Source organism: Klebsiella sp. Shm-1 (genome assembly GCF_040804525.1).
GTDB classification, from domain to species: domain Bacteria; phylum Pseudomonadota; class Gammaproteobacteria; order Enterobacterales; family Enterobacteriaceae; genus Klebsiella; species Klebsiella pneumoniae.
Genome location: NZ_CP161823.1, coordinates 5,041,508 through 5,055,687 on the forward strand (window position 1 = coordinate 5,041,508; position 14,180 = coordinate 5,055,687).

The window sequence follows — 14,180 nt, forward strand, 5'->3', positions numbered from 1 at the left end:
CGCCTGCGCTGAAATCAGGGCAGGCGTTAAAACAGGTCTGTTTGACAACAAATTGGGTGCTTCACTCAACGTAATGTCCATGGTGTTTGATGAGGCATAAATGCGACATCTGTCAGTGGACGATAAGCACCGTAAGAACGGCTCTGCATCATTCCGGAGTTTATGAGGCACGAAGGCGAACATAAGAGATGGAATGAGCATCTACCCGGTTATTATCGCACAGGATCCGGGGAAATTGCATCTACCACAGTGATGAATTGAGAGTTTTCCTGACGCGTATTCTTAAGCAAAGAGAAGATTTTTTATCAGCAAGATCAGAGAAATAAGAGATGGCGGACGGCAGCAGAAAACAAAAAACCCCGCCGAAGCGGGGTTCAAAATTGGTCGGCGAGAGAGGATTCGAACCTCCGACCCACTGGTCCCAAACCAGTTGCGCTACCAAGCTGCGCTACTCGCCGAAATACTGCTTTTTGAATTTTTAGTTCAATTCGTTAAAGTCGTGGTGCGAGGGGGGGGACTTGAACCCCCACGTCCGTAAGAACACTAACACCTGAAGCTAGCGCGTCTACCAATTCCGCCACCTTCGCAAATTCACAACTCTATCAAATAATGGGGTGGCTAATGGGATTCGAACCCACGACAACTGGAATCACAATCCAGGGCTCTACCAACTGAGCTATAGCCACCACTGCAAACCTTTTACGCGGTATTAAAACCACCGCAGCTCCAGCACCGGGTTAATGGTGCGCCCGACAGGATTCGAACCTGAGACCTCTGCCTCCGGAGGGCAGCGCTCTATCCAGCTGAGCTACGGGCGCTTAGCGCCGTTGCGGGGTCGGATAATACGGACTTCCTACCCCGCTGTCTAGTGCCTTTTTAAAGAAAATTATCGTTTGCTCATGCTTTGTTCGTTTTGACGGTTATTCAGCCGTATTATTGACTTGCCCCTGTCTTCCGAGGCCAAACACCTTATAAATCAGGGTGACGGCGGCCAGAAAAATAATGCCGACGAAGAGCGACATGCGGGTTTCATCATTCAGTCCCATCCCGACCAGCACGCAGATCAGGAAGGCCATCGTGAAATAGTTGGCCCACGGAAACAGCAGCGAACGGAACGGATGGCTGGCAATCGCCGCCTGATGCACGCGACGGAAACGCAGCTGACTAATCAGGATCACAAACCAGGGCACCATCCCCGGCAGGACGCTGGCGCTATAGACATAGACGAACACCCGCTGCGGATTAGGAATAATGTAATTCAGGCAGGAGCCCACCAGCAGGATCAGAATCGACAGCGCCACACCGACGGACGGAACGCCGTTGCGCGATACCTTACCGATCGCCGCCGGCAGCTGACGGTTCTTCGCCAGGGCGTACAGCATACGTCCGCAGCTGTACATTCCGCTGTTGCAGCCGGAAAGCGCTGCCGTCAGCACCACGAAGTTGATAATTCCCGCCGCCGCGGTAATACCGATTTTGGCAAACGTCAGTACGAACGGGCTGCCATTGGAGCCGATTTGATCCCACGGGAAGATAGTGACGATAACGAAAATCGCGCCGACGTAGAAAATCAGGATCCGCCACAGCACTTTGCCCACCGCGCTGCGCAGCGTCACCTGCGGGTTTTTCGCTTCACCTGCGGTAATGCCGATGAGCTCCACCCCCTGATAGGACGCGACCACGATACACAGCGCCGTCAGGAAGCCCTTCCAGCCGCCGGCAAAGAAACCACCATGTTCGGTGAGATTACCAAAACCGATGGAGTGGCCGCCGTTGCCAAAGCCGAAGAAAATGACGCCCAGACCCACGACGATCATCACGATAATGGTGGTCACTTTTATCATGGCGAACCAGAACTCGATTTCACCGTACAGCCGGACCGCCGCGAGGTTCGCCAGCGCCACCAGCCCCACGGCAATCAACGCCGGGATCCACTGCGCCATCTCCGGGAACCAGAACTGCACATAGACCCCGATGGCGGTAATCTCCGAGATCCCCACCGCCATCCACATAAACCAGTAGGACCACGCGGTCAGATAGCCGAAGAAGGGGCTCATATAGCGATGCGCATACACCGCGAAGGAGCCAGTGACAGGCTCAAGGAACAGCATTTCGCCCATTGAGCGCATAATGAAAAAGACGAACAGGCCAGCGATAATGTACGCCAGCAGCACGGAAGGCCCAGCCCATTTCAAGGTACTGGCCGCCCCCATAAACAACCCCACGCCAATCGTCCCGCCAAGGGCGATCAGTTCAATATGCCGGGCCTCCAGTCCACGCTGAAGCTCCGCTTTTTTCTCAGTCATATATCCTCTTGTGTTTGCCGTATTCCGGGTACTCCCGGTTATTGTTATTAACTGAAACCATAGCCTTGCCGACGCGCAGGTCTCCCCGGCGCGTATGAAGCCTGCGAATGGTTAATTAATTTTGCGGAAATGGCAAATAAAGTATCAGGCGAGTGAAGAGATTACACAGAATATGTATGCAAACTCGCCTGGTTGCAGTGGAATATCAGAGCTTACCGGAATAATGCCAACGTAAATAGCGCAGCAGACGGAACTGTCTTTTGATACGGCTCGGCTGCAAAAGCAGGCGATAGAACCACTCCAGCCCCAGATCCTGCCAGAACTTCGGCGCCCGATGGACGTGCCCGGTAAAAACATCGTAAGTGCCGCCGACGCCCATATACAGCGCGTGCGGATACAGGCGCCGGCAGTCGCGCATAAAGATCTCCTGGCGCGGCGACCCCATCGCGACGGTGACGATTTTCGCCCCGCTGTCGCGAATGCGTTCGAACAATGCCTGGCGTTGCTCAGGGGTGAAATAACCGTCCTGGCTGCCGACGATGTTCACCTGCCAGCGCTGACGCAGCCTGGATTCTGTCTGCGCCAGGACCTCAGGTTTACCACCAACCAAAAACACCGGTGTCCCTTCAGCGCCGGCGCGCTGCATTAACGCTTCCCAGAGATCGGCCCCGGCGACGCGGGATACCTGGGCCTGCGGGTATTTTTTGCGCAGCGAACGCACCACGCTGATGCCATCGGCATATTTAAACTCCGCCGCCTCAATCAGCGCCCGTACCTCCGGGTTATCCTCTACGGCCAGCATTTTCTCAGCATTAATGGCTACCAGCGTCCCCTCGCGGAGAACGCCGTCGGCAAACAAATAATCCAGAGCGTGCGGCATATCGCGCCAGCCTATGAGCTGCAGCCCTCTTAACAGGTACAACGGCGCGGAAATGGTCCCAGTCATGTCCATCCTTCTCAGACTTGCGGTTGCGAAAGCGGTTTTACGCGCTTATGAATCAGTCCCACGCTATCCAGGAACCAGTACAGCAGTTTCGCCGCCAGCAAGCAGATACCAAAGATCACGAGGAAAAACACCACGCGGGAGCCGAACGAATCCAGCCCCTCGCGCGCCAGCACTATCATGTTGAAGATAGCGCCGAAACAGAAACTGTGCAGGATAGCCGCTTTATAGCGATTGCTCTCCCGGTTGCCCAGCTCATACAGCCAGTCGAACCATCTAATAATCAACCCTACCGCCACGGCGCCCAGCGGTACGAACCAGACGCCGCCCATCACCACCAGCGAGCCAATCAGCGTCGGCGAAATCGCCAGCCCCGAATGGTTGTTTAATACTTCCCAGGTAAAGTAGTTGGCGGTATTGAGCACCATCGTCGGGCGACCGTGCCACATCCAGCTGGGGATAAAGACGTAGAAGTCGCGGATCATCGGCGCCAGACCCTGGAAATCGATCTTGTCGTAGTTCTGCAGCAGCAGCGCCAGGTTCTCCCACGGTGAGAAGGTGTCGCGCGTGAGATACAGAAAGGTATAAAACGCTTCGTCGCCGCTGACGTTCATCCCGTAGCGCTTCAGCGCCAGCCAGAACATGCCGACAATACCCAGCACACCCGCCGCCGCCAGCATCCACAGGCTGATCCAGCCGCGAATAATACCGATGAACAGAAAGATGGCGAAGGCGATGATGATATTGGCGCGCGTCCCGCCGACGATGGCGTAGGTCAGCAAACCAAAGGCCACCGTGCTGACGAGGAAGAAGATCCACGCCTTATAATCCTGGCGCAGAAAATAGACCACCAGCATCGCCGGAATAAAGAAGTAAAAGAAGCGCTTCAACGCCACGCCGGACACTTCAGCAGAGAAAATCTGGCTGTAGGAGTTGAGCTTAAACAGCAGGAAACCGTTGTGGGCGAAGAAGATGCCGACGCACAGCAGCGCCAGCCCCATCAAAATGCCCCACGCCAGATGGGTTTCCACCCGGTTCATGGTAAACAGCGGGCGATGCGCAACCTCACGCGATGCCGAACGCAGCCGCGTTTTATAGGTCACGTAGTAGACTGCGTAGAAGCACACCGCGATCAGCAGCGTCTGCAGCAAAATCTCCGGCGGCGCCACGCTGACGTCAAAGCGGAACACCAGAATACTGGTCAGCGGGAAGCCGAAGAAAAAGGTCAGCAGAAACAGCAACGAGAAAAAAACGTTGAAGTTAAAGCGTACCCGACGGAACTCAAACCAGGTGGCTGTGGCGATGAACAGCGTCGACAGCAGCCAGACCACCAGCAGCCCGCTAAATTGCATTAACGTCATGCCTGCCCCTCCGCCGCTAACCGTAGCGCCCGCCGCCAGCCCGTCAGATAGTTCGGCCGGAAGAAGGCGATAGCGGATTTATCCACGCTCGCCAGCTGACGCTGCGCTTCGCGCACCACGCTGACGTCCAGCGCGTCGCTGGTGAACAGCACCGGCACATGCTGCTCGGCCATATCCTGCCAGAACGGGTTTTCCCGATTGAGCACGCAGGGGATGCCCGCCTGAATCAGCAGACACAGGGTGCCGATCCCCTGCTGGCGGGCAAACAGAAAATAGCCCAGATCGCAGCGGCGCAGCAGCGCCAGATAATCATGAAACTCCAGCTTCTCGCTGAGGATCTGCAGATGCTCACCGCTAAACAGCGCCGCCCCCGCCTCGCGAACCTCATTGATATAGGCGTCGTTTTTCGCTGGATAGCCCATCGGCACGATGACGTTTACCGTATCGCCAAACTGCTGATGGATTGCCTTCAGCGCGGCAATATGTTCATTGCTGCGATCCCCGGAGTTGCCCACCAGAATAGTCAGGGTATCACCGCGCGGAGCGTTATCGGCCAGGGTATTCAGCGCCGGATCCATACGGGTCGGGAAGTAGAGCAGCTCGCCCGGGACGCGCGGATGGCGGTTAGCGAACCAGCTGAGATCGCCGCGGGTGGCGAAAACGCGCCCTACCCGCCCCTGCGCCATACGGCGCAGCGGATAGAACAGGCGAAACTTCAGGCTGGCAGAATTTTCATACAGATCCGCCCCCCAGATATGCCAGTTAAACTGCGACGGGCGGATGCCACCGCTCAACAGCGCCAGCCACAGCCCGGTATTGAACTGGCCGTGGAAGAAAAAGCGCTGCTGGCGGTTGGCTTTCGCGGTAGCAATCACTGCCTGCGCCAGCGCCTTTTTCCCCGGATAACAGGTGATGTCCAGCGCCGGATACCCATCACGCACGCTGGCCTCATCACCGACGATCATAAATCTCCTGGCCTGCGGGTCGGCGGCCAGTTCGTCGTTAAAGAACCGCAGTACGGTCTGGTTATGATGCGGGATATCCGATCCCAGTACATGTATCAGTGCTGTCATGCCCGTTTACGCCAGAGTAAAAACACGCCACTACAAAGGGCGAAATAAACAATATAAGTGGCCATATATGCCTGCGCCGCGCCAACCGCGCCGTGCGCCGGTATAAGCCAGTGTGAGAATGCGGTCAGCAGTGCGAACTGGCTGATTTCCGTCAGAATATAAAAACGCAGCGACGCTTTGGCGATCACCAGATAGCCATAGACGTAGGCGCCTACTTTTAAAACGTCGCCCACCAGCTGCCAGGCGAACAGGTCACGCATCGCGGTAAAGCGATCGGAAAACAGCAGCCAGATGGCAAAATCGCGCAGCAGCCAGACCGTCAGGCTCGCCGCCGCTACTGCCGGCAGGACGAATTTCAGCGACTTGACTATCTCGCGGGTGATATCCGTTTTGGCGCTCAGCCGCGACAGCGTCGGCAGCAGATAGACGCTAAACGAGGCGGTAATAAACTGCAGGTAGGCATCGGAGATGCTGCTCACCCCCTGCCAGATCCCGACCGCCTCCCAGCCGTAATGCGCCGCCAGCAGATTACGCATCATCACATAGGCTACCGGCAGGGTCACCGAGGTTATCAGCGCCATCAGGGTAAATTTCGATAGCTGTCCCGCCAGACCGTTATCCCAGCGCGGACGCAGGGCGCTCAGCGGGATATTACCCCGCCGCCAGAGCATAATACCCGCCGGGACCACCACCAGCGCTGGAACTAACGCCAGCCCCAGCAGCGCGCCCTGATAGCCTCCCAACACGTAGCAAGCATAGTAAGCCGCCACGCCGATCAGGCTCCCGGCAATCAGCGAGAAGGCGTTACCCGCCGCATCGCGAAAGCCTTTCATCAGCGCCAGCAGGAAATTCGCCCAGGCGATCCCCATCTGCACCAGCGCCACCAGGCGTACCAGCCCCTGATAGTGCGTATGGCCGAACAGCCCCTGGCTTATCGGCGCCGCCGCCAGTAAAAATACCAGCGCCAGCAGGGTGGAAAAGCCAAGCACCATCGCCGACGAGGTGCCCACCACCTGCTTCAGGCGCGGGGGATCGTCGTGATGCTGCGCCACCAGCTTCGTGACGCCATTAAATATCCCGGCCCCGGCCAGCACGCCGAGTACGGTGACCAGTTGCCGGAAGTTACCGGCCTGGCCAACGCCCGCCGGCCCAAACGAGACGGCCAGCAGCTTGACGACCAGCAGACCGGCGCCGATTTTGACCAGCGTCGATGCCGCCGTCCACAGTGAGGCTTTTGCTAACGACATATCAGGAGAAGTAGCTCAGCAGCGAGTTAATCACCGTCCGCTGGTTCACCACAGACAGATTGTAAAACAGCGGCAGGCGTACCAGACGCTCGCTCTCCTGAGTGGTGTAGCGGTCTTCACCGCGGAATTCGCCGAACTGTTCGCCTGCCGGGCAGCTGTGCAGGGGAATGTAATGGAATACCGCGAGGATCTCCGCCTCTTTCAGCCAGGCGATCAGTCTGCTGCGATCCTCGATATCGCGCAGCTTAATGTAGAACATGTGCGCGTTTTGCCCGCAGTCGGCCGGAACCGTCGGCAGTTCGATACGCCCGGCGCGCGCCAGCGGCAGCAGCGCATCATAGTAGTTCTGCCACAGGGCCAGGCGCTGCTGGTTGATGCGCTCCGCCGCTTCCAGCTGCGCCCACAGATAGGCGGCCTGCAGGTCGGACATCAGATAGCTGGAGCCAATGTCCCGCCAGGTATATTTATCCACCAGGCCGCGAAAGAACTGGCTGCGGTTGGTGCCTTTTTCGCGAATAATCTCCGCGCGTTCCACCAGCGTGCGATCGTTGATCAGCGTCGCCCCGCCCTCACCGCCGGCGGTGTAGTTTTTGGTTTCATGGAAGCTGAAGCAGCCGATATGGCCGATGGTGCCCAGCGCGCGCCCCTTGTAGGTGGACATCACCCCCTGCGCGGCGTCTTCCACCACAAACAGGTTGTATTTGTCGGCGATGGCCATGATGGTGTCCATCTCGCAGGCTACGCCGGCATAATGCACCGGGACAATCGCCCGGGTTTTATCGGTGATGGCGGCTTCGATGAGCGTTTCGTCGATATTCATCGTATCGCGACGGATATCAACGAAGACGATTTTCGCCCCGCGCAGCACAAAGGCGTTGGCGGTGGAGACAAAGGTATAGCTGGGCATAATCACTTCGTCGCCCGGCTGGATATCCAGCAGCAGCGTGGCCATCTCCAGCGAAGCCGTGCAGGAAGGGGTCAGTAGCGCTTTTGCCGTGCCAAATCGCTGCTCCATCCACTGCTGGCAGCGGCGCGTAAAGCCGCCGTCGCCGCACAGCTTGCCGCTGTTCATCGCAGACTGCATGTAATCAAGCTCGGTTCCAACCACCGGCGGCGCGTTAAATGGGATCATGGGGGTCACCTGTATAGCCAGTAGGCGGTGCTTTCCACGTTAGCACCGCTGAGAATATAACGTTTAAGCGCGGCGGTGTTGCCCATCTGGGTCGCCACCCGCAGTGTAGAAAGTCCGCGCGAGGCGGCCCAGTACCGCGCCGCCTGCATCAACTGCGCCCCGGCGCCGCGTCCGGCCAGCAGGCCGATACGCGCTTCGGTCGCAGTGATCTGCCGCAGGGAGACAAAGGCGCGAATATCGCCCTCAGGATGGCGATAAATCAGGCACTGATGATCGAAGGTGCCGCGCACCGCATTTTCAATCCACTGGGCATAGAAGCGGCCGCTGGCGTCGGCAGCGTACCAGGGCGCGCGAAAGCGGCTCATGGCAAATGCCTGCGCCGCCTGCTCGCGCAGCGGCGCAATATCCGCTTCCACGGCGACGTCTGCGCCGGCATCTGCAGGGCTGCCCACCGGCAGCGCCAGATCGACCTCACCTTCCACCAGCTGAAAACCCAGCCGCTGCAGCGCGTCCAGCCGGACGGTGTCGCTGGCGGCGATCTTCGCCTGCACTCGCGACCACCCCGCCAGCGCCTCAGGCGTCAGCCGCGGCGCGTGCTCGTCAAAGCGCACGATCGCGCTGTTCACGGCAAAGAAGCGGTTCTCCCACTCCAGGGGGTCAATACTGGCGCGGACGGGCACGGAGCAGATCCAGCAGATATTGGCCGTAGCCGGTTTTTTCCAGCCGCTTCGCCGCACGTTTGACGCCGTCGTCGTCCAGCCAGCCGTTACGCCAGCCGATCTCTTCCAGACAGGCGATTTTAAAGCCCTGGCGCTTCTCGACGGTCTGCACGAACATGCTGGCCTCGATCAGGCTATCGTGGGTGCCGGTGTCCAGCCAGGCAAAGCCGCGTCCAAGCAGTTCGACGGTCAATGCGCCATCCTCCAGATACATCTGGTTGATGGAGGTGATTTCCAGCTCGCCGCGCTCGGATGGCTTGACCCGTTTGGCATACTCCGTCACCTTGCCATCGTAGAAATAGAGACCGGTGACCGCCCAGTTCGACTTCGGCTGCTTCGGCTTCTCTTCCAGCGATAGCGCACGGAAGTTATCATCAAACTCCACCACGCCAAAGCGCTCAGGATCCATCACCTGATAGCCAAAAATCGTCGCCCCTTCCGTGCGGGCAGCGACGCTGCGCAGCTTCGGGCTAAAGCTTTGGCCGAAGAAGATATTGTCGCCTAACACCAGACACGCCGGTTCGCCGTTAAGAAAGGCTTCTCCGATGATAAACGCCTGGGCTAAACCATCCGGCGTCGGCTGTACGGCATAGTGCAGCGCAATGCCAAACTCTGAGCCATCGCCGAGCAGGCGCTGGAAATCACGTAGGTCGTCCGGCGTGGTGATAATCAGGATCTCACGGATCCCGGCCAGCATTAATACCGACAGCGGGTAGTAGATCATCGGCTTATCGTAGATCGGCAACAGCTGCTTCGATACGCCGCGGGTGATGGGATGTAGCCGCGTTCCGGAACCGCCCGCCAGAATAATACCTTTCATCATTCCCCCCAGAGATGATTAGCTTTGCAGCCCAAGACGCTCGCCCTGATAGCTTCCGTCCTGAACCCGACGCCACCAGGCCTCGTTCGCCAGATACCACGCCACGGTCTTACGCATACCGGAGGTGAAAGTCTCTGCCGGCGTCCAGCCCAGCTCGCGGGCAATCTTCGAAGCATCAATGGCATAGCGCAGATCGTGGCCCGGACGATCGGCAACGAAGGCGATCAGATCGCGATAGTGCGCCACGCCCTGCGGCTTATCCGGCGCCAGCTCTTCCAGCAGCTGACAAATGGTTTCCACCACCTCGATATTTTTACGTTCGTTATGACCGCCGATATTGTAAGTTTCGCCCGGTTCGCCGCGGGTCGCCACCAGATACAGCGCTCTGGCGTGATCTTCCACGTACAGCCAGTCGCGGATCTGTTGTCCATTGCCATACACCGGCAGCGGCTTGCCCGCCAGCGCGTTAAGGATCGTCAGCGGGATCAGCTTCTCGGGAAAGTGATACGGGCCGTAGTTATTTGAGCAGTTGGTGATAAGCGTCGGCAGGCCATAGGTTCGCAGCCAGGCGCGCACCAGGTGGTCGCTGCTGGCTTTCGAAGCCGAATAGGGGCTGCTTGGCGCATAGGGCGTGGTCTCGGTAAAGAAATCATCGCTGCCGTGCAGATCGCCATACACTTCATCGGTGGAGATGTGATGGAAGCGAAACGCCGATTTTTGCGCCGTAGCCAGGGTATTCCACCAGCTACGGGCCGCCTCCAGCAGCGTATAGGTGCCCACGATATTGGTCTCGATAAACGCCGCCGGGCCGTCAATCGAACGATCGACATGGCTTTCCGCCGCCAGGTGCATCACCGTATCCGGTTGATGCTGACGAAAAATGCGATCCAGCTCGGCGCGGTCGCAGATATCCACCTGTTCAAAGGCGAAACGCGCATCCTGCGCCACCGGCGCCAGCGACATTAAATTGCCGGCGTAGGTCAGTTTATCCACCACCACCACGCGATCGGCGGTGTGCTGGATAATCTCCCGCACTACCGCCGAACCAATGAAGCCCGCGCCGCCGGTGACCAGAATGGTTCTCACCGCCACACTCCTTTGGTGTCGACGATAAACGCCTGGGTGACGCTATCGCCGCTAACGGCTTTAAATTGGTTATGATCGACCAGCATCACCAGCACATCGGCGCTGGCCAGCGCCGCCTCAAGGGTCGCCAGCGTACACAGTCCATCGAGTTTCTTCGGCAGCGCGTGAATGTTGGGCTCAACCACCTGGGTCGTGCCGCTGTGCCAGCGGGCAATCTGCGCGGCAATTTCCATCGCCGGACTTTCGCGCAGGTCGTCAATATTCGGTTTAAAAGCGAGGCCAAAACAGGCGATCGTCAGTTCGCTGGCCCGCTTGTTGGTGGCATTCAGGCAGTCCGCCACCTGCGCTTTCACCTGTTCGATAACCCATTCCGGCTTGTGGTCGTTGACCTCGCGAGCGGTGCGGATCAGACGCGCCTGCTGCGGGTTTTGCGCCACGATAAACCATGGGTCGACGGCGATACAGTGGCCGCCAACACCCGGGCCCGGCTGCAGGATATTGACGCGCGGATGGCGGTTCGCCAGGCGGATCAGCTCCCAGACGTTAATCCCCTGGTCGGCGCAAATCAGCGACAGTTCGTTGGCAAAAGCGATGTTGACGTCGCGGAAGCTGTTTTCCGTCAGCTTGCACATCTCGGCGGTGCGCGAGTTGGTCACCACGCATTCGCCTTCAAGGAAGATTTTATACAGCTCGCTGGCGCGAGCGGAGCAGACCGGCGACATGCCGCCGATAACGCGGTCGTTTTTAATCAGCTCGACCATCACCTGACCGGGCAATACCCGCTCCGGGCAGTAGGCGATATTCACGTCTGCCGCTTCACCCACCTGCTGGGGGAAGCTAAGATCCGGGCGCATCTCCGCCAGCCACTCGGCCATCTGTTCGGTCGACCCGACCGGTGAGGTGGACTCGAGGATCACCAGCGACCCTTTCTTTAACGTCGGCGCAATGGATTTGGCGGCCGACTCGACAAACACCATATCCGGCTCGTGGCGATCTTTAAACGGCGTCGGCACGGCAATCAGGTAAGCATCCGCCTCCACCGGGGTGGTGGTGGCGCTTAAATACCCCTGCTCGACCGCGGTCTTCACCACGCTCGCCAGATCCGGCTCCACGATATGAATCTCTCCACGGTTAATGGTCTCCACGGCATGTTGATTAACATCAACGCCGACCACCCGCTTCTGCCGGGAGGCGAACGCGGCAGCGGTTGGCAGCCCGATATAGCCAAGGCCAATCACTGAAATGGTAGAAAAACTCATAGCGTTACCTGATTATTTTTAAGTGCAGACAAAATGCGACGACATGCTTCGCCATCGCCATAGGGATTATGCGCGCGGCTCATCGCCTGGTATGCAGCATCATCCTCCAGCAGTCGCGTCACTTCCGCGACGATGCGCTGGCTGTCGGTGCCCACCAGACACACGGTGCCGGCGGCCACCGCTTCCGGACGTTCGGTCATATCGCGCATGACCAGCACCGGCTTACCCAGCGAGGGGGCCTCTTCCTGAATGCCGCCGGAATCGGTCAGGATCAGCCAGGCGCGATCCATCAGCCAGACGAACGGCAGGTAATCCTGCGGTTCAATCAACATCACATTGTCAATATGACCAAGAATACGATTCACCGGCTCGCTGACATTAGGATTCAGGTGAACCGGATAGACAATCTGCACCTCAGGGTGGGTATGGGCTATCTCGGCCAGCGCCTGGCAGATCTGTTCAAAACCGAGCCCAAAGCTTTCCCGCCGGTGGCCGGTAACCAGAATCATCTTTTTACCGTGGCTGATGAAAGGATAGCGCTGCAGCAGGGTCTCCCGTAGCGCTTCATCACCCAGCACCCGATCCCGCACCCAGAACAGGGCGTCAATGACCGTATTCCCGGTGACCGTGATGCGACTGTCGGCAATATTTTCCCGTAGCAGGTTCTGCCGCGAGGTTTCCGTGGGGGCGAAATGGTATGTCGCCAGATGGCCGGTCAACGTACGGTTGCCTTCTTCCGGCCACGGCGAACTTAAATCGCCGGTGCGCAGGCCGGCCTCTACGTGACCCACCGGTATCCGCTGGTAAAACGCCGCCAGGCTCGCCGCCATGGTGGTAGTGGTATCGCCATGCACCAGCACCACGTCGGGTTTAAACGACTCCAGCACCGGCTTCAGCCCTTCAAGGATGCGACAGGTGATCTCGGTCAGCCCCTGCCCCGGCTTCATGATGTTGAGATCGTAGTCCGGGACAATAGAGAAAAGTTTCAACACCTGATCGAGCATCTCCCGATGCTGCGCGGTCACGCATACTTTCGCCTCAAAATGAGGATCCTTTGCCAGCGCATGGACCAGAGGCGCCATCTTGATGGCTTCCGGCCTCGTGCCAAATACAGTTAGTACTTTCACATCGATTCTCTTCGATTAGGCGATGAAGGTCATCTGCCCTTCACCACAGGCCGCAATCACAGGACACGACGACGCGATAACGCCACGCCTGCGCCGATTAGCGCACCCACAATCCCCCACATCACCATCAGAAATACACGGCGCGGGCTATCGCGTTTTACAGGTTCTTCCGGCGTCCGCAAATACCGGTAAGTCTGAAAACGCGGATCTAACGTTGGACCGACGTTCAACGTGCTCAGCATGGCGCGGTTCTGGTCGTAATCGAGGTCATATTCCGGCCCGACGGCCTGCAGGTTTTCCAGCCTGGCCTGCAGCATCGGCCTGCCCAATAAAAATAGCTCTGAATCCGGCAACTGATCGGCAGGAACATCCGTTTCGCTACGTGAAATATTGTGCTGCTGAGCCACCTTCAGCGCCTGCTCCACGCTGTGCGTCCGGCGGTTGAAGATGGCCTCGGCCACCTCTTCCTGGCGCTTCACCTGCGCCTTCATCTGCACCGTCCGCGCCGCCCAGGCGCCTTTAAGTTCGTCGTTAAGATGGCCTGCCGCCCGCTGGCTGGCGAAGGCCACATACTGACGCAACAGATTATTGGCATCCTGCCCGGTCTCGGCGGTCAGTTTGACGCTGTCGTTAATGCTCTTGGCCGCATCGCCTGGCATAAACTGGATATTGTTAATCAGGTCATCCAGCATCGCCGCATCAGCGCGGGCATTACCCGACTGACGCTGCTTGTAGTAGTCCGTTTGCAGCCAGAAATCGCGCCGGGTATCCCAGGAGGCCAGCTGCATGATGAACTCTTTATACGCTTCATCCATGGCGGAAGGCTGGTCGACCGAGGCGAGGTCGGCTTTAATGTCCAGATTGCGTAAGAACTGCTGTTGGGAATAGTATCCCCCCAACATATTGACAGTAGGCCGATCGGTGATCGCCGTGGCGCTCCACTCCTGGCGAGCAAAGAAAGTGTACACCAGCACGATGGCGGCGAAGAGTACGGCGCCGCCGACTATCCAGCCTTTTCCTGCCCATAAAGCGCGAAACAGCCCGCGAATATCCAGCTCGTTCTCAACGTTCACTGCTTGTGCTCCCGGTAATGGTTGAGTCATCACA

Annotated in this window: 12 protein-coding genes and 4 tRNA genes; all 16 read right to left on the reverse strand. The window is 58.3% G+C overall.

Features of this window, described 5'->3' with window-relative positions:
* Positions 1 to 381: 381 nt before the first annotated feature.
* A tRNA-Pro gene (locus AB1E37_RS24570) sits at positions 382 to 458 on the reverse strand.
* A gap of 42 nt (positions 459 to 500) precedes the next feature.
* A tRNA-Leu gene (locus AB1E37_RS24575) sits at positions 501 to 587 on the reverse strand.
* Positions 588 to 610: 23 nt separating this feature from the next.
* Positions 611 to 686 (reverse strand) — tRNA-His (locus tag AB1E37_RS24580).
* Positions 687 to 741: 55 nt separating this feature from the next.
* A tRNA-Arg gene (locus AB1E37_RS24585) sits at positions 742 to 818 on the reverse strand.
* A 102-nt stretch (positions 819 to 920) separates the two neighbouring features.
* Positions 921 to 2,306: an amino acid permease gene (locus tag AB1E37_RS24590; protein WP_002883322.1), complete on the reverse strand. Its 1,386-nt coding sequence runs from the start codon at positions 2,304 to 2,306 to the stop codon at positions 921 to 923.
* A 205-nt stretch (positions 2,307 to 2,511) separates the two neighbouring features.
* Positions 2,512 to 3,252: a lipopolysaccharide N-acetylmannosaminouronosyltransferase gene (gene wecG / locus AB1E37_RS24595; RefSeq protein ID WP_004186366.1), complete on the reverse strand. Its 741-nt coding sequence runs from the start codon at positions 3,250 to 3,252 to the stop codon at positions 2,512 to 2,514.
* Between the two features lie 11 nt (positions 3,253 to 3,263).
* Complete coding sequence (wzyE, locus tag AB1E37_RS24600) at positions 3,264 to 4,610, reverse strand: ECA oligosaccharide polymerase (RefSeq protein ID WP_004901848.1); 1,347 nt, start codon at positions 4,608 to 4,610, stop codon at positions 3,264 to 3,266.
* Positions 4,607 to 5,683: a TDP-N-acetylfucosamine:lipid II N-acetylfucosaminyltransferase gene (locus AB1E37_RS24605; protein WP_004901843.1), complete on the reverse strand. Its 1,077-nt coding sequence runs from the start codon at positions 5,681 to 5,683 to the stop codon at positions 4,607 to 4,609. Before AB1E37_RS24605 ends, wzyE begins: the two co-directional genes overlap by 4 nt.
* On the reverse strand, positions 5,680 to 6,930 hold the full coding sequence (gene wzxE, locus AB1E37_RS24610; RefSeq protein WP_002883312.1) for a lipid III flippase WzxE: 1,251 nt from the start codon (positions 6,928 to 6,930) through the stop codon (positions 5,680 to 5,682). Before wzxE ends, AB1E37_RS24605 begins: the two co-directional genes overlap by 4 nt.
* 1 nt (position 6,931) lies before the next feature.
* Positions 6,932 to 8,062 (reverse strand): dTDP-4-amino-4,6-dideoxygalactose transaminase, encoded by a 1,131-nt coding sequence (rffA, locus tag AB1E37_RS24615; protein WP_004901839.1) that lies wholly within the window; start codon positions 8,060 to 8,062, stop codon positions 6,932 to 6,934.
* Between the two features lie 5 nt (positions 8,063 to 8,067).
* Positions 8,068 to 8,742, reverse strand: coding sequence for a dTDP-4-amino-4,6-dideoxy-D-galactose acyltransferase (gene rffC, locus AB1E37_RS24620; RefSeq protein ID WP_004146507.1), 675 nt, complete (start codon positions 8,740 to 8,742; stop codon positions 8,068 to 8,070).
* Complete coding sequence (gene rfbA, locus AB1E37_RS24625) at positions 8,720 to 9,601, reverse strand: glucose-1-phosphate thymidylyltransferase RfbA (protein ID WP_002883307.1); 882 nt, start codon at positions 9,599 to 9,601, stop codon at positions 8,720 to 8,722. Before rfbA ends, rffC begins: the two co-directional genes overlap by 23 nt.
* 18 nt (positions 9,602 to 9,619) lie before the next feature.
* Positions 9,620 to 10,687: a dTDP-glucose 4,6-dehydratase gene (gene rffG / locus AB1E37_RS24630; protein WP_004181645.1), complete on the reverse strand. Its 1,068-nt coding sequence runs from the start codon at positions 10,685 to 10,687 to the stop codon at positions 9,620 to 9,622.
* Positions 10,684 to 11,946, reverse strand: coding sequence for a UDP-N-acetyl-D-mannosamine dehydrogenase (gene wecC, locus AB1E37_RS24635; protein ID WP_004186361.1), 1,263 nt, complete (start codon positions 11,944 to 11,946; stop codon positions 10,684 to 10,686). The genes rffG and wecC overlap by 4 nt, the downstream gene beginning before the upstream one ends.
* Positions 11,943 to 13,073 carry a non-hydrolyzing UDP-N-acetylglucosamine 2-epimerase gene (gene wecB / locus AB1E37_RS24640; protein ID WP_002883297.1) on the reverse strand — a complete coding sequence of 377 codons (1,131 nt, stop codon included), beginning with the start codon at positions 13,071 to 13,073 and terminating at the stop codon, positions 11,943 to 11,945. Before wecB ends, wecC begins: the two co-directional genes overlap by 4 nt.
* Positions 13,074 to 13,129: 56 nt before the next feature.
* Positions 13,130 to 14,176, reverse strand: coding sequence for an ECA polysaccharide chain length modulation protein (gene wzzE, locus AB1E37_RS24645; RefSeq protein WP_002883296.1), 1,047 nt, complete (start codon positions 14,174 to 14,176; stop codon positions 13,130 to 13,132).
* Between the last annotated feature and the right edge of the window lie 4 nt (positions 14,177 to 14,180).

What these genes read in the sequence shown, in the direction of transcription:
- AB1E37_RS24605 (WP_004901843.1), bottom strand. Translation starts at nt 5,683, where the DNA reads ATGACAGCACTGATACATGTACTGGGATCGGATATCCCGCATCATAAC.
- wzzE (WP_002883296.1), bottom strand. Translation starts at nt 14,176, where the DNA reads ATGACTCAACCATTACCGGGAGCACAAGCAGTGAACGTTGAGAACGAG.
- wzyE (WP_004901848.1), bottom strand. Translation starts at nt 4,610, where the DNA reads ATGACGTTAATGCAATTTAGCGGGCTGCTGGTGGTCTGGCTGCTGTCG.
- AB1E37_RS24590 (WP_002883322.1), bottom strand. Translation starts at nt 2,306, where the DNA reads ATGACTGAGAAAAAAGCGGAGCTTCAGCGTGGACTGGAGGCCCGGCAT.
- rfbA (WP_002883307.1), bottom strand. Translation starts at nt 9,601, where the DNA reads ATGAAAGGTATTATTCTGGCGGGCGGTTCCGGAACGCGGCTACATCCC.
- rffA (WP_004901839.1), bottom strand. Translation starts at nt 8,062, where the DNA reads ATGATCCCATTTAACGCGCCGCCGGTGGTTGGAACCGAGCTTGATTAC.
- wecG (WP_004186366.1), bottom strand. Translation starts at nt 3,252, where the DNA reads ATGACTGGGACCATTTCCGCGCCGTTGTACCTGTTAAGAGGGCTGCAG.
- wzxE (WP_002883312.1), bottom strand. Translation starts at nt 6,930, where the DNA reads ATGTCGTTAGCAAAAGCCTCACTGTGGACGGCGGCATCGACGCTGGTC.
- wecC (WP_004186361.1), bottom strand. Translation starts at nt 11,946, where the DNA reads ATGAGTTTTTCTACCATTTCAGTGATTGGCCTTGGCTATATCGGGCTG.